The organism is Floridaenema fluviatile BLCC-F154 (assembly GCF_041929135.1).
Classification (GTDB): domain Bacteria; phylum Cyanobacteriota; class Cyanobacteriia; order Cyanobacteriales; family Aerosakkonemataceae; genus Floridanema; species Floridanema fluviatile.
Map to the genome: position 1 here is coordinate 1 of NZ_JBHFNS010000067.1, position 24,284 is coordinate 24,284.

The following is a 24,284-nucleotide window of genomic DNA, read 5'->3' on the forward strand; positions in this document are numbered from 1 at the left end:
AAGTTTTACCCGGATTTGTTCTCAACCTCCAAAAAATTTGGTAAATGTTTTTAAAGTACGTTGTTGGGGGTGAGCGCGCAAAAAAGGCGCTGAAGCGCAACAACGTACCTGGACAATTGGTCATAGTTTGTTGTACTTTTAAGACACAAAAATACCACCAATCGCCCCGGTACGTTGTGGCGCTTCAGCGCTTTTCTTCCGCGCTCCCCCCCAACAACGTACTTTAAAAACATTTACCAAATTTTTTGGAGGTTGAGAACAAATCCGGGTAAAACTTCTTCGCAAGAAACGGTATCGGGGGAGTTTAAGATTTCGGTTTGTTGGTGCGATCGATAAATTTCCACCTGCCGACTTTTCCGATTAATTAACAACCCCAATCGACAACCATTTTCTATATATTCTTGCATCTTTTCTTGCGCTAATTTTAAGTTGTCGCTAGGTGAAAGTAACTCAATTAAAAAATCAGGACAAAGGGGAATAAACTTTTCCTTTTGTTCTGGCGTTAAAGCTTCCCAACGAGATTTTTCCACCCAGGAAACATCGGGAGAACGATCGGCTTTATTTGGTAAAGTAAAACCAGTAGATGAATCAAAAACTTCACCTAATTGACTTTCCTGATTCCACAATCCAATTTGTAAATTTAAATTAGCGTTTTTTCTCCCAGTTTCTCCCCCTGTCGGCGGCATAATAATTAGTTCTCCTTTAGCATTTCTTTCTAGTTTTAAATCAGGATTTTCTCGACACAACTGATAAAATTGTTCGCCAGATAATTGAATAACTGGATTTAAATTTAACTTCACTGTGTTCATTGTTCCGCTTGCCTCCTTATGTAGGGTGCGTCAGACCCTAAATTTTATTGAGAGTATCAGTATTTGAACTTCTGACGCACCCTACTCAATTGTGTCAGTTGCGTAAGTTCTCAGTATTTACTACTAAATGTATCGTTATGTTAAGGAATGTATCCTTTCGCATCGATTTTTCTACCTATAGCAATCTTCTACCTCTCTAGGGGGATTCTAAAAAGAGAAGAACCAAAGCTTCGATCTTTATTTTGTCCCGCATTGTTGAAACTGGGTGCGACAAAGCAAAGCCAGCGTACAAGGCGGGTGTGAGGACATTTTTGCGTTCAATTTCTCTTTGTACAGTTAGACGAACTTGCCAGTAAGCAATTATTCCAAAATGCAAACACTCAGTAGACCCCCTGCAAAACCAACTTCAGCGAACACTTCCGATTGGACTGTAGTAGAATCTCAGTTCAATCCCAAACAGTTACACCATCAAGAAACAGTTTTCACTTTGGGTAATGGTTATTTGGGAACTCGCGGTACCTTTGAGGAAGGTTATCTCAACGATTTGCCAGCAACTTTTATTCACGGTGTTTATGATGATGTACCCGTCCTACATACAGAGTTAGTTAACTGTCCTGACTGGCTACCTTTGGTTATTTGTTTTGCGGGAGAACGCTTTCGCCTCGACCAAGGTGAAGTGTTAGATTATGAGCGTCGGCTTGATTTAAATCAAGGATTATTACAACGTCGCGTCACTTGGCGCAGTCCAGCAGGACATATAGTAAATTTACAATTTGAACGTTTTGTTAGTTTAGCCGATCGCCACGTTTTAGCAATTCGTTGTTTAATTACACCAGTTAATTTTTCTGGTTTGGTGGAAGTACAAGCGAGTCTGAATGGTTATGCTGACAACGAAGGTGTAAGACATTGGAACTGGTTAGATCAAGGCATACATAATAATAGTGCATGGTTGCGAATGCGTAGCCGCAAAACAAATATCGAAGTAGGAATGGCGACGCATTTGAGTATTTCTTGTGAAAATACTTTGCTGCGAACTTTGGGTTGTCAAGGTTATCCTTCGGTGACTAGTTGTTTTCAAGCGCAACCGGGAAAAACTGTAACTTTAGAAAAAATTGTCACTGTTTTCACTTCTAGAGATTGTCAAAATCCTGCCCAAACTGCCCAAGAAAAACTCAAAGATTTATTCTATGGTTGGGAGTCGGGTAAAGGTTGTTATGAAATGCTGCGTCAGTTACATTCTCAAGCTTGGAAGCGAGAATGGCAAATTTGTGATGTAGTGATTGAAGGCGACGCAAAAGCACAGTTAGCAGTTCGTTATAATCTATTTCAAATTTTGGCAGTTGCGCCCAGAGATGATGATACGGTTAGTATTCCGGCGAAAACTCTTTCCGGTTTTGCTTATCGGGGGCACGTTTTTTGGGATACGGAAATTTTTGTGGTTCCTTTCCTAACTTTTACTAAACCAGAGTTGGCGCGAAATTTGTTAACTTATCGCTATCACACTTTACCTGGGGCGAGAAAGAAGGCGAAAGAAGCGGGTTTTGCTGGGGCGATGTATGCTTGGGAAAGTGCGGCGACTGGGGAAGAAGTGACTCCGCGTTGGATTCCGATTCCGAGTGGTGAGTTGATTCGGATTTGGTGTGGCGATCGCGAACTCCACATTAATTCTGATATAGCTTACGCAATTTGGCAATATTGGCAAGCGACGGAAGATGATGATTGGATGCGCGACTATGGCGCGGAAATTGTTTTAGATACGGCGAATTTCTGGGCGAGTTGTGTTGAGTGGAATGGCGATCGCAAATGTTACGATTTAAAAAATGTAATTGGCCCTGATGAAAATCACGAACTCGTAGATAATAGCGCCTTTACTAATAGCATGGTGCAATGGCATTTACAAACCGCTATTTCCGTTTTAACTTGGCTTAGAAATAACTATCCTGATTGTTCAAAGGAATTAGAACAACAATTAAATATTACTTCAACTCAATTGGCAAATTGGGCAGATATCATTGACAGAATTCTGATTTTACACGACAAAAAAACAGGTTTAATTGAAGAGTTTGAAGGTTTTTTTAATCGCGAAGATATCAATTTAGCTGATTATGAACCTCGCACTCGTTCCATGCAAGCAATCTTGGGAATTGAAGGCGCAAATGCGCGACAAGTTCTGAAACAAGCTGACGTTTTAATGTTGATGTATTTGTTGCGCGAAAAGTTCGATCGCCAAACCCTACAAAAAAATTGGGATTACTACGAACCTCGTACCGATCATACTTACGGTTCTTCTTTAGGCCCCGCAATTCACGCTATTTTAGCAGCGGATTTGGATAAATTGGATGAAGCTTATCGGCATTTTATGCGATCGGCTTTAGTAGACTTAGAAGATGTGCGGGGAAATGCTAATGAAGGGATTCATGCTGCTTCTGCTGGTGGCGTTTGGCAAGCAACAATTTTTGGTTTTGCTGGTGTGAAATTAACAGCAAATGGGCCCGTTGCCACCCCAAAATTACCCGCAGGTTGGACAAGGTTAAAGTTCCGGTTTCAATGGCGCAATAGTTTGTATGAATTCGACCTCAAACCAACTACAATCAAAGGCGTAATTTTTGATTTAGATGGCGTGATCGCTGATACTGCTGAATATCATTATTTAGCTTGGCAAAAGTTAGCTGATGAAGAAGGTTTGAGTTTCGATCGCCAAATTAACGAAGCTTTAAGAGGTTTACCCAGAAGAGAATCATTGTTGCATATTTTAGGCGATCGCCATGTCAGCGAAGAACAATTCCACCAAATGATGATTCGCAAAAATCATTATTACTTGGAACTGATTCAAAACATTTCCCCCGCCGATTTATTGCCCGGAGTTAGGAATTTATTAGCCGAATTAAAAGCCAATAATATTAGAATTGGCATCGGTTCATCTAGCAAAAATGCCAAAGAAGTATTGCAACGTTTGGGTATTATTGATTTTGTCGATGCGATCGCCGATGGTTACAGCGTCATCAAACCAAAACCAGCCCCCGATACCTTCCTACACGCCGCCTTACAATTAAAAATAAACCCCTGCGAATGTTTAATAATTGAAGATGCCGAAGCCGGAGTAACAGCGGCTTTAGCAGGCGGAATGTCAGTCATAGGATTAGGCCCAATTGAAAGAGTAGGAAACGCCCATTTAGTGTTAGAAAATCTAGCCGAAACCTCTTGGCAAACCCTAGAAAACCAAATTTCTCAAGTTCAAAAATCCCTACTACCTTCTCAAGTTGCCTGCGATGTCGAGATAGAAAAAATCTCGATTTTACACAAAGAAAACGCCCTCAAAAAATACTGGGTTGCCAACAACATTTCCGCCCTAAAATAACCCGTCCGTTGTAAACACTTCAGTGTTCTTCCCCGTCAAAACTAAAACTAGACGGGGATTTTTTTGCCTAAATTTTTATTAACTAAAGATTAAGGAGCAGAATTTTCAGGAGGATTATCATAAAGAGATTCTAATTTTTGGCGGGCATCTTCAACAGCGATCGACTTCATAATCAACAAAGGTTCATCAATCACATTACCCGAATCATCAAGGAACTCAGGATGTGGTACAGGGCGATCGCGACGACTAGACCTTTGACTTGCCGAAGATCTATTATATGGAGAAGTGCTGTATTGATAATCCGCACTAATCCGAATCAAATTACGAATCAAATTACCCACAGCCAAAAAAGCCAAACAAGTAAAAGCTAATATGTAAAGCAAGTGCAACATAGAAATCCTCCTCCGAGTCGAAAAGTTTTTTCCGGTACTTTGATTTATAAAGCGATCGACACAAATTAAGCAAACATCAACAAAACTTTATTTTCAGCAGACATTCTTAAATATATCTAAGAATCATTCTGCTGCTCATTTGCCCGTTCCATCCGAAACCGTGTGGAAATCTTCCAGCATTCCGCGACTAACTGATGCCACTGAAACAGCGTAGTAGTTTCTACACCAACTTGACTGCCAGTAGCATGAAACATTGTCTGCACCGTATTTACCTCATTTTGAGCCTGCTTCACCCGACTTAACAAATCGGATTGCTGCTGAGACTCCAAAAAGGGTAGATCCTCTGTTTCCAGAAAAGTGCGCGATCGACCAAACCAATACTGAAAATCTTCCAGTAAAGGCTGTAACAGGGTTTTCAGCAATTCCGGTTCTGGTAGGTTAGAGTTCAACATGAAATCGAGTATTACTAATCTAACTAAATCATAACCTTAATTTCATTTACATTTCTTAATAAATTCTAAATAGTTCTTTAGGAAGGGGACTGGGGACTGGGGACTAGGGACTAGGGACTGGGGACTAGGGACTAGGGACTAGGGACTGGGGACTGGGGACTGGGGACTGGGGACTGGGAAAATTTCGCCTTGTAGGGGCGGGTTTAGCAGACAACTTCGGACTCACAACCGAAGATTTCAAACAAAACCCGCCCCTACAAAGTTTTGCATCCCACATTCTTTCATCTCCCCTGCCCCAAAGCACAGGTAAGATAGAGGCTATGGGGGAATAGCATCCTCGATCGAAACATTTGTTTATTAGTTAAAGATAGTTTTCTCATGGTTAATCAGCCATCCGTTATTTCAGAATCACCCGATTCCGCAGAAAAGCCTGCAAAAATCCACTTACCACGTACCAGCGAATCAGAAACCTTAAAGAAAATCCGTCACACAACATCTCATGTGATGGCGATGGCTGTGCAGAAACTATTTCCCAAAGCACAGGTGACGATCGGCCCTTGGATTGAAAATGGATTTTACTACGACTTTGACAGTCCAGAGCCATTCACCGAAAAAGACTTAAAAGCGATTAAAAAAGAGATGATCAAAATCATCAATCGCAAACTGCCAGTAATTCGGGAAGAAGTCAGCCGGGAAGAAGCAGAACGCCGCATCAAAGAAATCAACGAACCTTACAAACTAGAAATCCTCGAAGGTTTACAAGAACCAATTACCATTTATCATTTAGGTGAGCAATGGTGGGATCTTTGTGCAGGGCCTCACGTAGAGAACACCGCAGAATTAAATCCCCAAGCCATTGAACTAGAAACCGTCGCAGGTGCATACTGGCGAGGCGACGCTACCAAAGCGCAACTGCAAAGAATTTACGGTACCGCTTGGGAAAATCCCGAACAGTTAGAAGAATACAAACGTCGCAAAGAAGAAGCACAGCGCCGAGATCACCGTAAACTAGGCAAAGAACTAGGATTATTTATCTTTGCCGATGACGTTGGTCCCGGTTTACCAATGTGGACTCCCAAAGGCACAATTTTAAGAAGTACCTTAGAAGACTTCCTCAAACAAGAACAACTCAAACGCGGATATTTATCAGTCGTCTCTCCCCACATAGCCAGAGTTGATTTATTCAAAACTTCAGGACACTGGCAAAAATACAAAGAAGATATGTTCCCGATGATGGCGGACGACGAAGAAGCAAAGGCAAACGAACAAGGATTTGTTCTCAAGCCAATGAACTGTCCGTTCCACATTCAAATATACAAGAGTGAGTTACGTTCCTATCGAGAATTGCCAATGCGCTTGGCAGAATTCGGCACAGTTTATCGTTACGAACAATCAGGAGAATTAGGCGGTTTAACCAGAGTTCGTGGCTTTACAGTTGATGATTCACACTTGTTCGTCACCCCCGAACAATTAGACGAAGAATTCTTGAATGTAGTAGATTTAATTCTTTCCGTATTCAAGAGTTTGCAACTAAAAAACTTCAAAGCCAGACTAAGTTTCCGCGACCCTGCTTCTGATAAATATATCGGTTCCGACGAAGCTTGGGAAACCTCACAAAACGCGATTCGCCGTGCAGTTGAAACTCTAGGAATGAATTACTTTGAAGGCATCGGAGAAGCGGCATTTTACGGGCCAAAATTAGACTTCATCTTCCAAGATGCCTTAGACAGAGAATGGCAATTAGGAACTGTTCAAGTAGATTACAACTTACCAGAAAGATTTGAATTAGAATATGTTGCCGAAGATGGTTCTCGCAAACGTCCGGTAATGATTCACCGCGCACCTTTTGGATCTTTAGAGAGGTTAATAGGGATTTTGATTGAAGAATATGCAGGTGATTTTCCCTTGTGGTTAGCACCAATTCAAATTCGCTTGTTGTCAGTAAAAGATGAATTTTTACCCTACATTAAAAATGTAGTCAAAGAATTGCAAGCTGTAGGAATTCGTGCCGAAGCTGACACCAGTGGCGAACGTTTAGCCAAACAAATTCGTAACGCCGAAAAAGAAAAAATTCCTGTAATGGCGATCGTCGGAGAAAAAGAAGTTGAAGCTAATTCCTTAAATATTCGCACTCGTGCTTCTGGCGAATTAGGCGAAATACCAGTTGCCGAAGTAACCGAAAGAATGAAACAAGCAATAGCCAATTTCACCAACTTCTAATCGTAGGGTGCGTTACGCTGCGCTAACGCACCATTCCCCGCCAATTTTAAAGGAGAAAAAACCATGCCTGTTTTTGGCAATGATTTTACAGCGAATTACCGAATTTTGGTAAGTCGGGGAAATAGCCGTCCTGAAGCTGATTTGTATTTATTTAATTTACCAAATCCGATTCCGACTTTTCCCTTACATTTGCAAAGTGGGGATAGTGAACCTATTGTAGATTTAAAAAATTTGTTGGATGGAGTGTACGATCGCGCCGCCTACAACTACATAATAGACTATACCCAACAACCATCCCCCACATTATCCGAAACCGAAACCACCTAGCTAGAAACCCACTTAAAAGAAAAAAAATAACCCTCTCCTCTCTTCCTTCGCGTCCTTCGCGTCTTTGCGGTTCAAAAAAAACTCTAATTCTGCTATTGTTTAAAATCTCCCTTATCTTGACCACTTAAAATGTCTACCGTTTCCATCATCGTTCCCGCCACAACAGCCAACCTCGGCCCAGGTTTCGATTGCATTGGCGCAGCATTATCGCTTTACAACGAATTCCAATTTACCCAAATCAACACAGCAGAAACAACACTAAAAATTAACGTCACTGGCGCAGAAGCAGAAAGAGTCCAAACAGACGAAAGTAACCTACTTTATCAAGCATTTTTAAAATTTTATCAGCATATTGAAAAAACACCACCATCTGTAGAAATTGACATTAAATTAGGAGTACCTTTAGCGCGAGGTTTAGGTAGTTCAGCAACAGCAATTGTTGGCGGTTTGGTAGGTGCGAATCTATTAGCAGGGGAACCTTTACGCCAAGTGGAAGTGATGCAATTGGCAATTGAAATGGAAGGGCACCCGGATAATGTAGTTCCGGCTTTGTTGGGGGGTTGTCGGTTGGCGGCGACAGGGTTAATTTTGGAACCGCAGAGACACAGAGAACGCAGAGAGGAATGGGAGATTTGCAATATTCCTTGGCATTGGGATGTGATTCCTGTGGTGGCAATTCCTGATTTTGAGCTTTCCACTGCCGAGGCGAGGGGAGTTTTACCGAGTGAGTACAGTCGCAAGGATGCGATTTTTAATGCGGCGCATTTGGGTTTGTTGGTGCGAGGGTTGGAAAGTGGTAGGGGCGATTGGTTGCGGGTGGCAATGCAGGATAAAATACATCAGCCTTATCGCCAGAGTTTGATTCAGGGTTATGATCCGGTTTATGCGGCTGCGGTGAATGCTGGCGCTTATGGTATGGTAATTAGTGGTGCGGGGCCGACTCTTTTGGCTTTGGCGAGTACGACACAGGCGGAAAGTGTTGCTAAAGCGATGGAGTCTGCTTGGCAGGAAGCTGGGGTAAAGGCAGAAGCTAAGGTGTTAAAGGTAGATTTTCAGGGGGCGCGAAGAACCGATGTTGAGTTCTAAATTCGGTAGGGTGCGTCAGACACTAAAATTTTCGGTGAGTAACAATAAATTTAAGTTCTGACGCACCCTACATACTGTGTTAAAGCTAACTCAGAAATTCTACTAACACTTTAATGGCATAAGAGGATAAAATGATACCCGTTGTCTAAAAATCGGGTCTAATAGAAACTTAGTGCCTTCTCATATTGTCGAACTCAAACAGCCTTCTGTAACAGACCCGTCGCCTCGTCAAGGGGAACTGCCTTTTACTTTACAAGACCTTAAGGCTGCTATCCCTGCTTATTGTTTTGTACCTTCGGTTTGGAAGTCGCTTTTTTACTTCTTTCTGGATGTTTCCATTATTGCTGGGCTTTATGCTTTAGCTTATTTTTTGGATTCTTGGTGGTTTTTCCCTGTCTTTTGGTTGATGCAGGGAACTATGTTCTGGGCTTTATTTGTGGTAGGACATGACTGCGGTCACGGTTCTTTTTCTCAACAGAAGTGGTTAAACAATTTAATCGGACACCTTAGCCACATTCCGATTTTGGTGCCTTATCACGGTTGGCGGATTAGCCACAGAACACACCACGCTAATACGGGAAATATTGATACTGATGAAAGTTGGTATCCGGTTACTCAGTCCAAGTATGAAGAAATGCACTGGTCTGAGAAGTTAATTCGCTTCAATCTGTTACTGATTGCTTATCCAATTTACCTGTTTAAGCGTTCTCCAGGGAAGAAGGGTTCTCATTTTCTTCCTAGTAGTCCGCTGTTTCGTCCTTCGGAAAAATGGGATGTGCTTACTAGTACTTTTCTGTGGACTTTGATGATGGGTTTTCTGGGTTTTTTGACTTACCAGTTTGGGTTTTTGTTTCTGGTTAAGTTTTATCTTGCGCCATACATTGTGTTTGTGATTTGGTTGGATTTAGTTACCTATTTACACCATACTGACCCTGATATTCCTTGGTATCGTGGTGATGATTGGTATTTTTTGAAGGGTGCTCTTTCTACTATTGACCATGATTATGGTTTGATTAATCCGATTCACCACAATATTGGTACTCATGTGGCGCATCACATTTTTCTGAATATGCCTCATTATCATTTGATAACTGCTACTGAGGCGATTAAGCCGATTTTGGGTGATTATTACCGGAAGTCGGATAGAACTATTTGGCAAAGTTTCTGGCGTTCTTACTTTAGTTGCTTTTTTGTTCCTGATACGGGGGCAAAGGTTTATTATCAGTCTCCTGAAAAGTAGGTTGCTGTAAAGTACGTTGTTGCGCTTTAGCGCAACAACGTACTTATAAGATTTTCACATAGTTAGTGTTCAAATAGGTCTTTAAATTGTAGTAGGTCTAGTTGTACAATTGTGGGTAATGCTTGAAAGCATTCTTGGGCTAGTTCGTAGCGTTCTTCTCTTTTTAGCATTGTGGTTAGTTTCTCTTTTGCACTTAATAAATAACGCACGTCGTTGGCGGCGTAGCGTAGTTGTTCGTTGCTTAAGTTGGCGGCGTTTCCCCAGTCGGAACTTTGGGCACTTTTATCTAGTTCTATTTGTTCTAATTCTTGAATTAGGTCTTTTAATCCGTGTCTTTGGGTGTAGGTTCTGGCTAGTTTACTGGCTATTTTAGTACAAAAGATAGGGTTAACTTTGATTCCTAAGTTGTATCGTAATTGCGCTACGTCGAATCTGGCAAAGTGGAAGACTTTGGTGATGCTAGTTGCTTCCATTAGTTGTTTTAGGTTTGGTGCTTCTAGCTGTCCTTTGGCGATGCGAATTACGGTGATGAAACCGGGACAATATAATTGTACTAAACATAAGCGATCGCGCAACGGCAACAACCCCATCGTTTCTGTATCCACCGCTACGGCTGATGCTTGCAAATATTCGGATAATAAGTTATCGGGCAGGTCGCGATCGCAAACTTGAAAGTCTTCTAATTCCATAAATCTTTAACGGCTACGAATGAAAATCTGTGTGAAATAATATTCCCCTTTGCTATTTTGAGCAACCCCTATCCCTGTTAAGTTAAAATTTCCCCGAATATTCTTCAAATGTCCGGGACTTTTTAACCATCCTTGCACTGCTTGAGTAGCAGCATCTTTGTATCCTTGATTGTACGCGACATTTTCCCCAGCACTGTTGTAAGGAACTGATTTTTCGATCGCATTTACCCGCTGTTCAAATCCTTGATGACTAAAGGGAACTTTCCCACTCGCCATTGCTTGACTATGCAATCTTGACTGTTGCGTAATTGCCGCATTCAATTGCAAAGGTGGGAGTTTTTGCGATTGACGATACTTATTTACCTGTTCGTAAATCGACCTTTCTATGGTACTAAGGGAACTCGGATTCTGAGTATTTTGGGCAACAGTTTCTGAGTTATCTTGAACAATTTCTGGTTGCATAGATGAGTTAAACTCGCTAATAAAAATACAGCCACTCAGTCCACCAACCAGAAATAAACTTCCAAAAGCAATTTTGCTGACTTTTCTGAACATTATGATTGTGATGATTCTGAAGAATTTAAGAATTTGGCTACAGTTTGTACATCCTTATCACCACGTCCAGAACAGTTAATTACTATCCGGGGATTACCACTTAGCTGAGGACAAAGTTTATCTAAAAACGCGATCGCATGAGCAGTTTCTAACGCCGGAATTATTCCTTCCAAACGCGAAAGTCTCTGAAATGCTACTAACGCTTCCTCATCTGTTACACTGTAATACTCAGCCCGCCCGGAATCTTTTAAATAACTGTGTTCTGGCCCTACTCCAGGGTAATCTAAACCAGCACTAATCGAATGCGGTTCAATTACTTGACCTTCCGAGTCTTGCAGCAAATAGCTCATTGCGCCGTGCAATACACCAACTTGTCCTTTTGTCAAGGTTGCGGCGTGTTTTCCTGTTTCCACACCTTCACCCGCTGCTTCTACCCCAATCAAACGCACACTCGGTTCTTTGACAAAATCGTAGAATAATCCCATTGCATTTGACCCACCACCGACGCAAGCGAGGAGAATATCCGGCAAAACTCCCCATTTTTCTAAAGCTTGGGCGCGAGTTTCTTGACCAATAATTGCTTGAAAATCTCTGACTAACATCGGGTAAGGATGGGGTCCCGCTACCGAGCCTAAAATGTAATGTGTAGTTTCGACGTTCGTCACCCAGTCGCGGATAGCTTCCGAAGTCGCATCTTTCAGCGTTCCCGTTCCTGCGGAGACAGGACGCACTTCGGCACCCATTAACCGCATCCGAAACACATTTAACGCTTGACGTTCCATGTCGTGAACGCCCATATAAATGATGCAGTTTAAGCCAAATCTAGCGCAAACGGTTGCTGTTGCTACGCCATGTTGACCTGCGCCAGTTTCGGCAATGATTCTTTGTTTGCCCATCCGCTTTGCCAACAACACTTGAGCTAGGGCATTATTAATTTTATGGGCTCCAGTGTGGTTTAAATCTTCCCGTTTTAAATAAATTTGTGCGCCGCTGCCATCGGGTCGGGCATAATGGGCGGTGAGACGTTCGGCAAAATATAAAGGTGTGGGACGACCAACGTAGTCTTTTAGTAATTGCTGAAGTTCATTTTGGAAGTCTGCGTCAGCGCAATATTTCTGAAATGCTGCTTCTAATTCGCTTAAAGCAGGCATTAATGTTTCCGGCACATATTTGCCGCCAAAACGTCCAAAACGTCCTAATGCGTCGGGTATTTGTGTCGCGTCGTTACTTTGTTGGGGATCAATAGGGGTCAGTGTCACAGTGATTGTGTTGGAATTACGCCAGAGTTTTTATTATAATTTTTTTTGAACCACGTTCGCGTAGCGTGTGCGTAGCACGTAAGACACGAAGGACACGAAGAAAGAGAAGAAGAAGAGATTTTACGCTTGATTTAGGTTTGCTATATAATTAATGAAATCTCTGGCAAAAGCCTAAATATATCTGAAAATTCATCTGTGTTCATCTGTGTTCATCTGTGGACATCTGTGGTAAAAAAAATTATAAATCAATTCGCACTTGAGCTAACAAAACATTATAAGCGTCAAACTTATGTCTTCTAAACGTAAAAATTCTGATTCTCAAAATAATGACACTCGCGTTGTTTATTCTGAATTTGGCAACCAAACTAATTCTGCTGCTTTTGAAAGAGCAATTCAAGATTTACCACCAAATCAACAAGATTTACGAGTGCAAGCTTCCAGCAAGGGACGCAAGGGGAAAACTGTGACGGTAATTACTGGTTTTCAAGCGAAACCCGAAACTTTAGCTGACTTACTCAAAAAGTTAAAAACTCAATGTGGTGCTGGGGGAACTGTTAAGGAAAGTTCGATCGAAATTCAAGGCGAACACAAACAAAAAATTCTCGAACTCCTCAAAAGCTTGGGTTACAAAGCCAAAATTAGTGGCGGCTAAAATTCTACTCATTTTTTAGTTTTCTCCCCTGTCTTTTTGATTGAGATAAAGCTTCTTGAGATAATTTAATCACTTCCTTGGTTGCTTCAATATGTTCTATTGTTGCTTTAATGTGTTCTTCGGTTGCTTGAACGTGCGCTTCGGTTGCATTTTCGGAATGTTCTACTGATTTAGCATGATTTCCGGCTACTTTTCCATGTTGATGAGATAACTTCGTGTGTTGCTGAATTAACTTTCCTTTTTCTTCAATAGATTTGCCATGTTCTTGTTCTTGATTTGAACTAGCGTTTTCTTGAATTGATTTTCCCAATTTTTCCACTGATTCGCCGTGATGGAAACTTTTTTGCGCGTGTTCTTCGATTAGCTTACTGATATATTGCTGTTCTTCAGACATAATATTTATTTTGGTAACTTACAACTATAATTTGCCTAAAATGAATCCGGTCTTTCATCCACAAGGAGGATGACACCTTGCGGTTGATTTTCGACAATTAACGAGGTACAAATTACCCGACAACGAATGTTTCTCCCCCGACGGTTTACTGCATCCACAAGAGTTGTCTGTTCTTCACTATTTTCAGTTTGACAGGAGCGAATTAATCCCCGCAACTGTTCAACTGGTAAACCAATATCTAAGTCAAAAAAGAAACGTTCTACCGTTTCTTCAGCACGTAAACCCCATAGTTCTTCGGCTCTTCCGTTCCAAAGTTGTACGCTGAGTCTATTATCTAAAACTATCATACCAACGCGCAAACTAGTCAGGATTGATTCCATAAATATGGTGACTCGGTTGAGTTCTTCTGTGCGTTGGCGCAGTTCGTCGTTGGTAGTTTGTAATTCTTCGTTTGCTGATTGGAGTTCTTCGTTCATTGTCTCCAATTCTTCATTGGTACTTTGCAGTTCTTCGTTGGTTGTTTCTAATTCTTCATTGGTGCTTTGCAATTCTTCGTAAGCGGTTTCTAATTCTTGGGTGGAACGCTGTAATTCTCTCTCTAGTTCGTTGTAGCCAGTGATATCTTGAAAGACGATCGTTACCCCTAGTGCATCAGCGGAGTTATCTAATAAAGGAACTACTTGAATTTCTAAATATACAATGTTCTCTTCGCTGCGAATTAATTCTACTTCTGGGATGGTAACTGAACGGCGTTCGGTGTATGCTTGTTGAATGCGCGATCGCAATTCCGCTGGACGATATGATATTTCTAAATCCTGTAAAGGACGACCTAAATCTTGGGTACTTAAATTAAATAATACTCTAGCTTGGCGATTAGCTAATACGACATTTCCTTGAATATCAACTACTATTTGTGCAATTGGTAAAAACTCGAAAGCTTCATCTTTTAAACGCATATTCCCCACTAACTGGTTACTGGCTTCAGTGTTACCTGATTCTGCCATGATTAATAAGCGATCGCGCAAACTAATCCTGGGTACTCTCGAAAAAATTCGATACTTCAAATTAGCAGGTTGGAAAAGATTAGCGTGTGTTAGTAACATTTCGGCTTTGCCAACAAACAAAAATCCAGCATCATTTAAAGCAAAGTGAAATTTCGCCAAAATCCTGGCTTGAATATCCGCATTAAAGTACATCAAAGTATTGCGACAAACCAATAAATCCAATCGGGAAATTGGCGCATCATGAACTAAATCATGGCGACCAAAAATTACACAGCGTCTTAAGTCGTTGCGAAAAATATAGTTACTTCCCACAAATTCAAAGTATTTTGTTCGCAGTTGTTCTGGTACAGTTTCTAAACCTTTGGCGGGGTAAATTGCTTGACGACCTTGCGCTAATGCTTCTTCATCTAAATCAGTTGCATATATTTTAACGCGATTTCTAAAAGCTTCTGCTCCTAAAGCTTCTGCTAGTAAAATTGCAATCGTATAAGCTTCTTCTCCTGATGCACAACCAGCACTCCAAACTCGAATTGGTTCGTTGTTTGGTTTAGCTTCTAAAATGTGGGGAATGATTTCTGTTGCTAAAACTTCCCAAGCGGTTGCATCTCGGAAAAAGTTGGTAACGTTAAGTAATAAGGTATCAAAAAGTATGTTTAATTCCCCTGGATGTACTTGTAAGTAATCTAAATAATCGCTGTAATTTTCTACTCCGACTCGTTGAATCCGCTTTCGCATTAAACGCATTAAACTAGGTCGTTTATAGCCTGTGAAATCAAAACCACGATTACGTTTTAAATATTGTAATAATGCTTCAAACTCTGGGTCTTGTTGTGGTGTGGCTTTGCTCATGCGATCGCTCCTTTGTTCACTAAGTTTTCGATCGCCTCTGCAATTCTATCAATTGGCAATATAAAGTCAACGCAACCAGTGGCTATTGCAGCACTAGGCATTCCAAAAACTTTCGCTGTTTCTCGATCCTGAGCAATAACTGTTCCCCCCATTTCTTTAATTGCTTTCACTCCTGCTGCTCCATCACTATCTGCACCTGTTAATATTACTGCGATCGCTCTTTCTCGATAGTTTTCTGCCATTGTTTTTAATAATACATCAGCTGCGGGACGCACCAAATGTATTTTTTCCGTTTGAGTTAAAGAAATTTCTCTCTCGGCATTCACTAATAAATGATAATTTGGTGCGGCAACATAAACCGTAGAAGGTTTGATTTTTTCTCCATCTTCAGCTTCCTTAACTGTTAATAAAGTCCGATATCCAAAAATTACCGGAAAGTAGCTTTTATAGCCGCTAGCTAGATGTTTTACTATTAAAATTGGCACCGGGAAATCTTTTGGCAATTTCTTAAGAATACTAATTATAGCATTAGTGCCATCTGACGAGGCAGCGATTCCTACAATGTCAAATAATAAACCTTGAGGCTGATTCACTTGATTATTTTCATTTGAGTAGCTCACAGTTACTTAGTTCTCAAATTAATATTTTTTGCCCCTGCTTATATATTTAGCAGATTTCACCTTTCCGCAACTAGTAACCAACAAATATTTACAATTATTTTAAGTACTAAATTATACAAAAAATTGTGATTTCGGTAAAGAACATATTTAATAATTCAATTATAACGAATAATTATTCAAAACAAAATTTCCTTGAAAGGACTATTGACTGAAGAAGTTAAATAAAATATGTAACTCTTTCTAAAGTTTAATGTAAAAAGCAAATTATTTATATTATCCTAATTTAATATAATATCATAGGGTAAAAATCCCCATTATTTAAATAATGCTAGGACACAACATTATAGTTATAGGAGCTTCAGCAGGTGGTGTAGAGGCAACAACTCAACTAGTTCGCAGCTTACCAGGAGATATTCCAGCGGCAATTTTTGTAGTAATTCATATTGCACCTCACAGTAAAAGCTTATTACCACAAATTTTTCAACGTCGTGGTTCTCTACCTGCAACTCATCCTGAAGATGGAGAGAAAATTGAACTTGGACGGGTCTATGTTGCACCGCCCGACTTTCATTTATTAATTAAAACAGGATATATTAATTTAGTTCATGGGCCAAAAGAAAATCGCCACCGCCCAGCTGTCGATCCGCTATTTCGTTCGGCGGCGCAAGCATATAGTAATAGAGTAATAGCGGTAATTTTGTCTGGTTCGCTGGATGATGGGACAGCAGGTTTATTAGCAGTAAAAAAACAAGGTGGAATTGCGATCGTGCAAGATCCAGAAGAAGCACTTTATGATGGAATGCCGCGAAGTGCGATCGAAAACGTTGCAGTAGATTATGTATTACCTATTGCCGAAATTAGCAAAAAATTAGTTGATTTAGCTTATCAACCAGTACCAACAGAAAACAACCCAGTCGATCCACAATTGGAAATGGAAACTGAGATTGCAGAATTAGAAAAGGAAGCAGTGGAAAGTCACGATCGTCCGGGAAAAGAATCACCCTATTCTTGTCCAGAATGCGGTGGCGTTTTGTGGGAACTAAATAATGGTAACTTTTTGCGGTTTCGTTGTCGCACCGGACACGCTTTTTCCCCAGACAGTTTATTTGCCGGACAATCAGAAGCATTAGAACAGGCGCTTTGGGTAGCTTTAAGAGCACTGAAAGAACAGTCAGCTTTATCACAAAAATTAGCCGATCGATCCAAAGCGCAAAACCGATCGATCGCAGCAAATCGTTTCACCAAAAAAGTCAAAGAAGTAGAAGCAAGGGCGGAAGTAATTCGTCGAGTACTGGTGCAAAACCAAAGTCAAGCTCTAAATTCGGAAATTAACGACCAAAATGACGATTTAGAAAACGATCTCATTGATTGAAATTTAGCGGTAAAATATTTTACTGGGAAAGGCGATCGCTACAAAAAAAGAAAAGAAACGTATTACTACTTATTACTTTAGATAGTTGAAAAATTTGTTAGTTATTGTGTCGGAGAAAACTATGCAAAAATTTATAAATTAATTCAGGATTTTGATAAAATCTCAGAATAACTCAACTAAAATTATTTTGTTACTTTTAATCCAGCATCATTTTTTCGGGTAGTCTACTTTATTGAATAAAGAAATTTAGAAACGATCATGATTGAAGATATCTTTGACACTCAGCTGGAAGCCGCCATTCAAAAACTAGAGCAACTCTGGGAGAAAACAGAACAGCTTCCCAGCAAAAGCAAACCAGCTTGGCAACTATTTACTGACGAATCAAGTTCCCGATCCGAACAATCACTGCTGAAGGAAAGTTTAGTTGAACTAGGCAATACCTTACAAGAATTGCAGTGTGCGTTAGAGGAAATGAACCTGAAAAATGACCAGTTAGCTGTCAACCAAATGTTGTTGGAAGGGGAACGCCAGCGATATCAAGAATTATTTGACTTTACCCCTCATGCTTACTTAGTAACTGATGGTGCAGGAGTGATTTCGGAAGCTAATCAAGCCGCAGAGAAGTTGTTGGGGGTGAGGTGCGATCGATTAATCGGCAAACCGTTAATAGTATTCCTCTCAGAAACAGAACGGCGCAACTTTCTCACTCATTTAAACCAGCTAAGAACTAACAAATTAACTCAAGAATGGGAATTAAAAATTAAACCCAGAAACAAACAACCTTTACCAGCAGCTTGTATTGCCGTACCAATTTTAAACGCTTACGGAAACCTGATTGGCTTGCGTTGGCAAATTCAAGACATTTCCCAACGGAAGCAAGCCGAAGAAATGGAAAAAGAGTGGCGAATGCTCGATCGAATACTCAGTGCTTCGCCAGCTAAAATTTGCCTAATCGACGACGCAGGAAAATACCTCTACGCCAGTCCATCCGCCGCCCAAATGTTAGGTTTAGCCCCCTCAGAAATACTGGGGAAAACTGCTCAAGAATTAAAGTTTCCCCCCAAAATTATCGAAAAGTTTGATAACCAAAGACAAACAGTTACATCAACAAAAACCAACATCACAGATGAATTCAGTTTGTACAGAGTTAACGGCATCCAAGATTACGAATATACAATCAGCCCCTTAACCGACGATTCCATAATTGAAGGTAACGCAGTCGTCGTTACCTTCAGAGATATTACTAAACATAAGCAACTAGCAACAGATATTAACCAAGCACTGAACAAACAAAAACAGCTTTATGAAATGAAAGCCCGGTTAATTTCCATAGTTTCCCAAGAAATTCGCACCCCTTTAGCTAACATTTTCGCTTCTGCCGATATTTTGGCAAACCACACAGAACACTCCAACGAATCAAGAAAAACTAAGCAACTGCAAACCTTACAAGCAAGCGTTAAATATATCAACCAGTTATTCAATGACTTGTTAGTAGTTAGTGAAGCAGAAGCCGAAAAATTACAAGTTAACCCATCAATATTAGACCTAAAACAATTCTGTCAAAAGATCGTCGAACAAACACCAATTTACGGAGAAAAAAAACACATAATTAACTTTTCCGTTAACTGTCAAAGTAATAGCGCCTGCTTGGATCAAAGATTATTGCAATATATTTTAGTAAACTTACTTTCAAATGCAATTAAATACTCTCCTAACAGTAGCGAAATTCAATTTGACTTAATAACGGAGAATAAACAAATAATTTTCCGCATCCAAGATTCCGGTATTGGCATTCTCCCAGAAGAACAAGCTCATATTTTTGACTGGTTTTATCGAGGTAGCAATATTGGCAATGTAGAAGGCATCGGGCTAGGTTTATCTGTGGTAAAACAGTGTGTGTATTTACACAAAGGAAAAATAGCAGTAGCAAGTCAAGTAGGAGTAGGAACCACCGTCACTGTAACTTTACCAATGTACTACCTGCAAAAGTGAAGGCAGAAGGTAGGGAGTTAGGGAGATGGGGAGGTAGAGAGGTAAATCCAATTAAATTATCCCCCCATCTCTCCATCTCCCAGTAGAAAGAGCTAAACCTCTTTCATTTAGGGACTTAAGGTAGATTTAAGAAAATAAAATCATTGTTAGATATATAAGTATTGATGAATTAGTTAACTATAGTGAAAACAAGCAAAAAATCGGGGTGTAAGCTGCTCGTTAGTTACAAAGACATACTGAATCGTCAAGGAGCGAGAGCGAGAGCAATGGTTAAATCAACCCCAGTGACTACTTATCATGCCATTCCCATTTATCTCAGACCATTTAAGAGAAAAGGGGAAATGTGGTTGCAATGGAAATATGAAGGCATTCAATACGGTGTTAGAGTGAGCAATATGGGACAATCACTTTATAATGCCAAACAAATGATTGATGCCATGTTGGAATTAGAAGCCAAGAGTTACGAAGCCATGAGTTTTTAAACTCAAAAATTCAAAATTTAAAATGCAAAATTTAAATGCTCAAAATCAAATTAAAAGCCCGGTATTCACCGGGCTAAACATCTTTTTGAGGTTAGGTTTTAGATTTGAGGTTCTAGATTTAGATTCAGTAATTTGTGGAGACGAGCAAATTACCTGATGTAGAAGGAGAAATTTCTGGTGTAACTAAGTTTTGCGAGTAAAGGTTTTGTTTTTGGGCAGCAACTACTGGTAAAGCGTTGCGGATATGAGAAGCGACTTCTACAGCTTTGACATTGTAAGTTTGGGTGGCGAGTTTGGGATAAAAGCCAATCCCGATGATGGGAATTAATAAACAAGCGGTGATGAAGATTTCGCGAGGATTAACATCCATTAAAGGTGCAAAAGTTTGGGCAGAATTTTGTTTGCCGTAGAAGACTTCCCGCAACATTGAGAGTAGGTAAATGGGAGTGAGAATTAAGCCAACTGCGGTGAGGAGAATTACCACTACTTTAAAGGTGGAACTGTAAGCATCGCTGGTGGTGACTCCCAGGAAAATCATTAATTCTCCAACAAATCCACTCATTCCGGGAAGTGCTAATGATGCCATTGAACCAGCGGTGAATAAGGCGAAGGTTTTGGGCATTGCTTTTGCCATGCCACCCATGTTACTCATTACTAGGGTGTGAGTGCGATCGTAAGTAACCCCCGAAAGGAAGAACAACGCCGCAGCAATTAAACCGTGAGAAATCATCTGTAAAACTGCGCCGTTAATCCCCAACTCGGTAAACGAGGAAATCCCAATCAACACAAAACCCATGTGAGAGATTGAAGAACAAGCAAGGCGGCGTTTCAAGTTACCTTGAGCAAAAGCAGTTAAAGCACCGTAAACAATGTTAACTACGCCTAAAATTACCAAAACTGGCGCAAAATAAATGTGAGCATGAGGCAGCATTTCAATATTCATCCGAATCAGCGCATAGCCGCCCATTTTCAACAAAACTCCTGCCAAAATCATCGATACAGGTGCGGAAGCTTCGCCATGCGCGTCAGGTAGCCAAGTGTGCAAAGGGAAAATCGGCAGTTTTACGCCAAAAGCAATTAATAATCCCGCATAAACAATTAGTTCTAAGGCTATGGGGTAATTTTTGTCTCCCAAAGCGGTGAAGTCAAAAGTAACTGTATCGCCGTAGAAAGCTAATCCTAATGCGGCTACCAGAATAAAGATAGAGGCTAAAGCGGTGTAGAGAATAAATTTAGTAGCAGCATAACGGCGTTTTTGTCCGCCCCAAATGGAAATTAACAGATAAACTGGCACTAGCTCAAGTTCCCACATTAGGAAGAACAAAAGCATATCTTGTGCTGCAAATACGCCTATTTGGGCGCTGTACATTGCTAGCATCAGGAAGTGAAATAAGCGCGGTTTGTAGGTGACTTTCCAAGATGCAAAGATTGCCAAGGTGGTGACTAAGCCTGTCAAGACAATTAAGGGCATTGACAGTCCATCAACCGCTAACGACCAATTTAAACCGATTTGCGGTATCCAGGAGTAAGTTTCGACTAACTGAAGTTCTGAGTTTTGCAAGTCAAAGTTGGACGAAAATCCGTAGATTATCAAAATAAAGTTGACTAAGCCAACTCCTAACGAGTACCAGCGAATGGTTTTACCTTCTTTGTCTGGTAGCAGGGGAATGGCTAGGGATGCTACCAGCGGGAAGAGAATAATAGCCGTTAACCAAGGAAACTCTGTGTTAAACATTTCTGAGAATAAATACTTATTTCATACTTACCCTATTCTATTAAGTTAAATGAAGAATTGTAAAGAGGTTTTCTTTAAAAAACTTAATATATTACCTGAAACAGAACTAATGAGAATAGAGGTGACAGGTAAGATGCCTGTTCTACGGGAATATTGAGAAACCGAGTTTCTGGGGAAAAACTCGGTTTTGAAGAGAAAATGATTGATATTGGGAATTTTTATGGGTAGAAGTTGCTGGAGAAGGGGATTGCTTCGATCGGATAACCTACTGCTTTCCATGCGGGTAAACCACCTCTGATTTGCGATACGTTGATATATCCGGCTGCACGTAGTTTGGCTGCGGCTAAGGCACTTTCTTCGTCAGTTTCGCCATATATATAGATGTCGCGGTTGAGTTCTAAGCTGGCGATCGCTCTTTCTACAAGTTGGTTCAGGGGCATGGGTACAGCGCCTAAGATGTGGCTGATCTGGAACTGGTGGCGATCGCGCACATCAATAATTGTTAAAGCGGGTTCTCCCCAGTCTAGGCGAGCTTTTAAATCATAAACCAAACATTTCTCCCGCAGGGGTGTGGGATTGGGAATCAAATCCAGAATCCGGCTCATAGCGTATTACATCTTTGCTGACAATACCTGCAATGTAACAACATATTTTTAATATTGCAAATTTTTATAGCAAAAGTATTTACATAATTGTAAATTCGTGCATTTGTAGCGAAATTGGCAAAAAAGAAGCATGGGCGGGTTTTGATTTGATTCTGATTTCTGGCTATTTCCGCTTTTTGGCTAAACCCGCCCCTACCTATAACTAATTAATTATCGGTTGGTTGACTCAGAGATGTGACCGATCACGTTGTAGTCGCTTGCACTTGGCGGAGACTTAGATTCAACAACACCTTCAGTTGGGCCACCGATCGCTTTCCAAGCTGTTAAACCACCTTTGAGTTCGGAAACGCTGGTAAAGCCACTGTTACGCAATAGATTGGCAGCTTGAGAGGTTTGATCGTCGCTGTCGCTGTAAACGTAAATATCACGGTTGAGTGCTAAAGATGGGGAAGGTTGAATACCTTGGGACATTTCTTCCATCGACATCGGCATTGCGCCCATGATATGACCTTGATTGTAGGTTTGGCGATCGCGTGCATCCAAAATAGTTAATGCTGGTTCACCCCACTCTAAACGAGATTTCAGATCGTGAGCCGAAGACTGAGCTTTCATTCCCGGAGGAGTGGGAGTAATGTTAGGCATCTTTTCTTTAGCATTTAAAACAGCTTCGGAAACTTTATCACCAGAGTGTTTAATATCCTCAGATAGCTTTTCTTTGACAGTTTCTTGCGCGTCATTCATTTGGTTTGACACCTGGTTTGACATATTTTCCATGTTATTTTCCAGATTATTTTCCATGTTTCTTCCTCAACTACATCTGTTAAAAATGTAGCTAGCTATCCCGGTGAATTAATCTTTCTTCAGGGAGATCGCACAAATACTTACAACTCTATTTCTTTGGGTAGAGAGGAACTGTCATAAATTGACATACTCCCCCGTCAAGCGATGCTATGACGGGGGATTCTCCCAGAATCACCTCTTGAGATTACTGGTTCAACGAAACAGCTTAAATCCTCAATATCTCTATTGAAGACCCAGAGGCCGGATTCTCCCCAGTCGTTTGGGTCGGTTTCTGTTTGCCCAACAGTACCGTTGAGGTATTCCCCCAAATATTTCAACCCTTTTTTAAGAATATTAATTGCCGCATTCCAATCTCGATCTAAAACTGTTTTACAGTGAGGACATTGATGGGTTCTAGTACTCAAGGTCTTATAAACCTTTGCCCCACAAACAGAACAATCAATCGTCGTGAATTGCGGTGGTACAGCGATACAGGTTATCTTATGAATCTTGGCGAAATAATTTACCCAGATGGTGAATTGATACCAAGAAGCATCGCTAATACTTTTCGCTAACTTGTGATTTTTCACCAAATTAGAAACCTTCAAAGCTTCGTAGACTACCAAATCATTAGATTGGACTAACGCCAGAGCATCTTTAATAGCTCTGTCTTTACGTTGCCTAGAAACTTTTAGGTGCAATTTAGCTACTTTCTCCCTTTGTTTATGATAGTTGGCTGACTGTTTTTGACCTCTTTTATGACGCTTGGAAAGTCTCCTTTGAGCCTTCTTCAAGCGTCTTTCTGTTTTACGGAAGAATCGGGGATTTTCTACTGTGTTTCCATTGGAATCTGTATAGAATTCTTTCAATCCTAAATCGATTCCCACTACAGAACCAGTGAATTCGTGCTTCTCTTCCCTTTCATGGTCAATGACGAACTGACAGTAATAACCATCAGCACGTCTAACTACCCTCAACCGCTTAATTTGCTGTTCTGAATAATAGACGATGGTTCTTTGATTACACCACAAATCAAATGTTCCTGCCTTAAATCCGTCAGTGAAAGTGATTTGTTTCCTATCATCAGAAAGCTTGTATCCAGTAGTTTTGTATTCTACCGACCTACCGAACTTCTTGAACTTAGGAAACCCCTTCTTTTTAATTGATGAATCCCGACAGTTAGTGTAAAACCGAGCTATGGACTGCCATGCTCGGTCTGCACTTGATTGTCGTGCTTGTGAATTTAATTTGTTTACCCAAGGTGTTGTAGAGTCTTTTGCTAAAACAGCGCAAACTTTCTGCAAGTCATTTCTTGTAGTTCCTTTGTTCTCCATCCAATATCTGACGCATTTGTTCCTGACAAATTGCGCCGTTCTGATGGCTTCTTCTAGCTTTTGGTATTGTTCGGGAGT

At 40.7% G+C, this 24,284-nt stretch carries 22 protein-coding genes; 9 read left to right on the top strand and 13 right to left on the bottom strand.

Going from position 1 to position 24,284, the window contains the following annotated elements; all coding sequences use genetic code 11:
• Window positions 1-233 precede the first annotated feature (233 nt).
• Entirely contained in the window at window positions 234-809 is a 576-nt protein-coding gene (locus ACE1B6_RS17395) for a Uma2 family endonuclease (RefSeq protein ID WP_413258517.1), read from the bottom strand.
• A gap of 370 nt (window positions 810-1,179) precedes the next feature.
• On the opposite strand from ACE1B6_RS17395, the gene pgmB reads away from it, so the two are divergent.
• The gene (gene pgmB, locus ACE1B6_RS17400) at window positions 1,180-4,167 is read left to right on the top strand and encodes a beta-phosphoglucomutase (protein ID WP_413258518.1); all 2,988 of its coding nucleotides are present in this window, start codon (window positions 1,180-1,182) and stop codon (window positions 4,165-4,167) included.
• Window positions 4,168-4,256: 89 nt separating this feature from the next.
• Here pgmB and ACE1B6_RS17405 read toward each other — a convergent pair whose 3' ends face one another.
• A complete protein-coding gene (locus ACE1B6_RS17405; RefSeq protein ID WP_413258519.1) occupies window positions 4,257-4,559 on the bottom strand; it encodes a DUF2973 domain-containing protein in 303 nt (100 codons plus the stop codon).
• Between the two features lie 116 nt (window positions 4,560-4,675).
• Window positions 4,676-5,011, bottom strand: a complete 336-nt coding sequence (locus ACE1B6_RS17410; protein WP_413258520.1) for a DUF2605 domain-containing protein — start codon at window positions 5,009-5,011, stop codon at window positions 4,676-4,678.
• 378 nt (window positions 5,012-5,389) lie between these two features.
• Between ACE1B6_RS17410 and thrS the strand changes: the two genes are divergently transcribed.
• From thrS to ACE1B6_RS17430, 4 genes are all read left to right on the top strand, one after another.
• The gene (gene thrS / locus ACE1B6_RS17415) at window positions 5,390-7,231 is read left to right on the top strand and encodes a threonine--tRNA ligase (RefSeq protein WP_413258521.1); all 1,842 of its coding nucleotides are present in this window, start codon (window positions 5,390-5,392) and stop codon (window positions 7,229-7,231) included.
• Between the two features lie 63 nt (window positions 7,232-7,294).
• Window positions 7,295-7,558, top strand: a complete 264-nt coding sequence (locus ACE1B6_RS17420; RefSeq protein WP_413258522.1) for a DUF4058 family protein — start codon at window positions 7,295-7,297, stop codon at window positions 7,556-7,558.
• Window positions 7,559-7,687: 129 nt separating this feature from the next.
• Window positions 7,688-8,644, top strand: a complete 957-nt coding sequence (thrB, locus tag ACE1B6_RS17425) for a homoserine kinase (RefSeq protein WP_413258523.1) — start codon at window positions 7,688-7,690, stop codon at window positions 8,642-8,644.
• Between the two features lie 172 nt (window positions 8,645-8,816).
• Entirely contained in the window at window positions 8,817-9,884 is a 1,068-nt protein-coding gene (locus ACE1B6_RS17430) for a DUF3474 domain-containing protein (RefSeq protein WP_413258524.1), read from the top strand.
• Between the two features lie 62 nt (window positions 9,885-9,946).
• On the opposite strand, the gene ACE1B6_RS17435 is transcribed toward ACE1B6_RS17430, so the two are convergent.
• From ACE1B6_RS17435 to trpB, 3 genes are read right to left on the bottom strand one after another with little or no spacing between them, the layout of a single operon-like run.
• Window positions 9,947-10,573, bottom strand: a complete 627-nt coding sequence (locus ACE1B6_RS17435) for a ribonuclease D (RefSeq protein ID WP_413258525.1) — start codon at window positions 10,571-10,573, stop codon at window positions 9,947-9,949.
• A 6-nt stretch (window positions 10,574-10,579) separates the two neighbouring features.
• Window positions 10,580-11,128: a CAP domain-containing protein gene (locus tag ACE1B6_RS17440; RefSeq protein WP_413258526.1), complete on the bottom strand. Its 549-nt coding sequence runs from the start codon at window positions 11,126-11,128 to the stop codon at window positions 10,580-10,582.
• Window positions 11,128-12,387 (bottom strand): tryptophan synthase subunit beta, encoded by a 1,260-nt coding sequence (gene trpB / locus ACE1B6_RS17445; RefSeq protein ID WP_413258527.1) that lies wholly within the window; start codon window positions 12,385-12,387, stop codon window positions 11,128-11,130. Before trpB ends, ACE1B6_RS17440 begins: the two co-directional genes overlap by 1 nt.
• 289 nt (window positions 12,388-12,676) lie before the next feature.
• On the opposite strand from trpB, the gene ACE1B6_RS17450 reads away from it, so the two are divergent.
• On the top strand, window positions 12,677-13,039 hold the full coding sequence (locus tag ACE1B6_RS17450; protein WP_413258528.1) for a translation initiation factor: 363 nt from the start codon (window positions 12,677-12,679) through the stop codon (window positions 13,037-13,039).
• Window positions 13,040-13,043: 4 nt separating this feature from the next.
• Here ACE1B6_RS17450 and ACE1B6_RS17455 read toward each other — a convergent pair whose 3' ends face one another.
• Genes ACE1B6_RS17455 through ACE1B6_RS17465 form a run of 3 tightly spaced genes read right to left on the bottom strand, consistent with a single transcriptional unit; the run spans window position 13,044 to window position 15,906 of the window.
• Complete coding sequence (locus tag ACE1B6_RS17455; RefSeq protein WP_413258529.1) at window positions 13,044-13,433, bottom strand: hypothetical protein; 390 nt, start codon at window positions 13,431-13,433, stop codon at window positions 13,044-13,046.
• A gap of 35 nt (window positions 13,434-13,468) precedes the next feature.
• Window positions 13,469-15,286, bottom strand: a complete 1,818-nt coding sequence (locus ACE1B6_RS17460) for a CheR family methyltransferase (RefSeq protein WP_413258530.1) — start codon at window positions 15,284-15,286, stop codon at window positions 13,469-13,471.
• A complete protein-coding gene (locus ACE1B6_RS17465; protein WP_413258531.1) occupies window positions 15,283-15,906 on the bottom strand; it encodes a chemotaxis protein CheB in 624 nt (207 codons plus the stop codon). The genes ACE1B6_RS17460 and ACE1B6_RS17465 overlap by 4 nt, the downstream gene beginning before the upstream one ends.
• Window positions 15,907-16,231: 325 nt before the next feature.
• On the opposite strand from ACE1B6_RS17465, the gene ACE1B6_RS17470 reads away from it, so the two are divergent.
• The 3 genes from ACE1B6_RS17470 to ACE1B6_RS17480 all read left to right on the top strand — a co-directional run bounded on the left by ACE1B6_RS17470 (window position 16,232) and on the right by ACE1B6_RS17480 (window position 19,752).
• On the top strand, window positions 16,232-17,278 hold the full coding sequence (locus ACE1B6_RS17470) for a chemotaxis protein CheB (RefSeq protein ID WP_413258532.1): 1,047 nt from the start codon (window positions 16,232-16,234) through the stop codon (window positions 17,276-17,278).
• Window positions 17,279-17,536: 258 nt separating this feature from the next.
• Window positions 17,537-19,270 (top strand): sensor histidine kinase, encoded by a 1,734-nt coding sequence (locus ACE1B6_RS17475; protein ID WP_413258533.1) that lies wholly within the window; start codon window positions 17,537-17,539, stop codon window positions 19,268-19,270.
• 266 nt (window positions 19,271-19,536) lie between these two features.
• The gene (locus tag ACE1B6_RS17480; protein ID WP_413258534.1) at window positions 19,537-19,752 is read left to right on the top strand and encodes a hypothetical protein; all 216 of its coding nucleotides are present in this window, start codon (window positions 19,537-19,539) and stop codon (window positions 19,750-19,752) included.
• A gap of 124 nt (window positions 19,753-19,876) precedes the next feature.
• Here ACE1B6_RS17480 and ACE1B6_RS17485 read toward each other — a convergent pair whose 3' ends face one another.
• From ACE1B6_RS17485 to ACE1B6_RS17500, 4 genes are all read right to left on the bottom strand, one after another.
• Entirely contained in the window at window positions 19,877-21,487 is a 1,611-nt protein-coding gene (locus ACE1B6_RS17485; protein WP_413258535.1) for an NAD(P)H-quinone oxidoreductase subunit 4, read from the bottom strand.
• Window positions 21,488-21,705: 218 nt separating this feature from the next.
• Window positions 21,706-22,092 carry a rhodanese-like domain-containing protein gene (locus tag ACE1B6_RS17490; RefSeq protein ID WP_413258536.1) on the bottom strand — a complete coding sequence of 129 codons (387 nt, stop codon included), beginning with the start codon at window positions 22,090-22,092 and terminating at the stop codon, window positions 21,706-21,708.
• A 210-nt stretch (window positions 22,093-22,302) separates the two neighbouring features.
• The gene (locus ACE1B6_RS17495; protein WP_459563051.1) at window positions 22,303-22,734 is read right to left on the bottom strand and encodes a rhodanese-like domain-containing protein; all 432 of its coding nucleotides are present in this window, start codon (window positions 22,732-22,734) and stop codon (window positions 22,303-22,305) included.
• Between the two features lie 296 nt (window positions 22,735-23,030).
• Window positions 23,031-24,284 (bottom strand): RNA-guided endonuclease InsQ/TnpB family protein (locus tag ACE1B6_RS17500; RefSeq protein WP_413258538.1); only part of this gene is annotated, 1,254 nt, incomplete at its 5' end.

What these genes read in the sequence shown, in the direction of transcription:
- ACE1B6_RS17435 (WP_413258525.1), bottom strand. Translation starts at nt 10,573, where the DNA reads ATGGAATTAGAAGACTTTCAAGTTTGCGATCGCGACCTGCCCGATAAC.
- ACE1B6_RS17405 (WP_413258519.1), bottom strand. Translation starts at nt 4,559, where the DNA reads ATGTTGCACTTGCTTTACATATTAGCTTTTACTTGTTTGGCTTTTTTG.
- ACE1B6_RS17460 (WP_413258530.1), bottom strand. Translation starts at nt 15,286, where the DNA reads ATGAGCAAAGCCACACCACAACAAGACCCAGAGTTTGAAGCATTATTA.
- ACE1B6_RS17480 (WP_413258534.1), top strand. Translation starts at nt 19,537, where the DNA reads ATGGTTAAATCAACCCCAGTGACTACTTATCATGCCATTCCCATTTAT.
- ACE1B6_RS17495 (WP_459563051.1), bottom strand. Translation starts at nt 22,734, where the DNA reads ATGCCTAACATTACTCCCACTCCTCCGGGAATGAAAGCTCAGTCTTCG.
- ACE1B6_RS17470 (WP_413258532.1), top strand. Translation starts at nt 16,232, where the DNA reads ATGCTAGGACACAACATTATAGTTATAGGAGCTTCAGCAGGTGGTGTA.
- ACE1B6_RS17420 (WP_413258522.1), top strand. Translation starts at nt 7,295, where the DNA reads ATGCCTGTTTTTGGCAATGATTTTACAGCGAATTACCGAATTTTGGTA.
- ACE1B6_RS17410 (WP_413258520.1), bottom strand. Translation starts at nt 5,011, where the DNA reads ATGTTGAACTCTAACCTACCAGAACCGGAATTGCTGAAAACCCTGTTA.
- thrS (WP_413258521.1), top strand. Translation starts at nt 5,390, where the DNA reads ATGGTTAATCAGCCATCCGTTATTTCAGAATCACCCGATTCCGCAGAA.
- ACE1B6_RS17475 (WP_413258533.1), top strand. Translation starts at nt 17,537, where the DNA reads ATGATTGAAGATATCTTTGACACTCAGCTGGAAGCCGCCATTCAAAAA.
- ACE1B6_RS17485 (WP_413258535.1), bottom strand. Translation starts at nt 21,487, where the DNA reads ATGTTTAACACAGAGTTTCCTTGGTTAACGGCTATTATTCTCTTCCCG.
- ACE1B6_RS17450 (WP_413258528.1), top strand. Translation starts at nt 12,677, where the DNA reads ATGTCTTCTAAACGTAAAAATTCTGATTCTCAAAATAATGACACTCGC.
- ACE1B6_RS17490 (WP_413258536.1), bottom strand. Translation starts at nt 22,092, where the DNA reads ATGAGCCGGATTCTGGATTTGATTCCCAATCCCACACCCCTGCGGGAG.
- ACE1B6_RS17455 (WP_413258529.1), bottom strand. Translation starts at nt 13,433, where the DNA reads ATGTCTGAAGAACAGCAATATATCAGTAAGCTAATCGAAGAACACGCG.
- ACE1B6_RS17440 (WP_413258526.1), bottom strand. Translation starts at nt 11,128, where the DNA reads ATGTTCAGAAAAGTCAGCAAAATTGCTTTTGGAAGTTTATTTCTGGTT.
- thrB (WP_413258523.1), top strand. Translation starts at nt 7,688, where the DNA reads ATGTCTACCGTTTCCATCATCGTTCCCGCCACAACAGCCAACCTCGGC.
- pgmB (WP_413258518.1), top strand. Translation starts at nt 1,180, where the DNA reads ATGCAAACACTCAGTAGACCCCCTGCAAAACCAACTTCAGCGAACACT.
- ACE1B6_RS17395 (WP_413258517.1), bottom strand. Translation starts at nt 809, where the DNA reads ATGAACACAGTGAAGTTAAATTTAAATCCAGTTATTCAATTATCTGGC.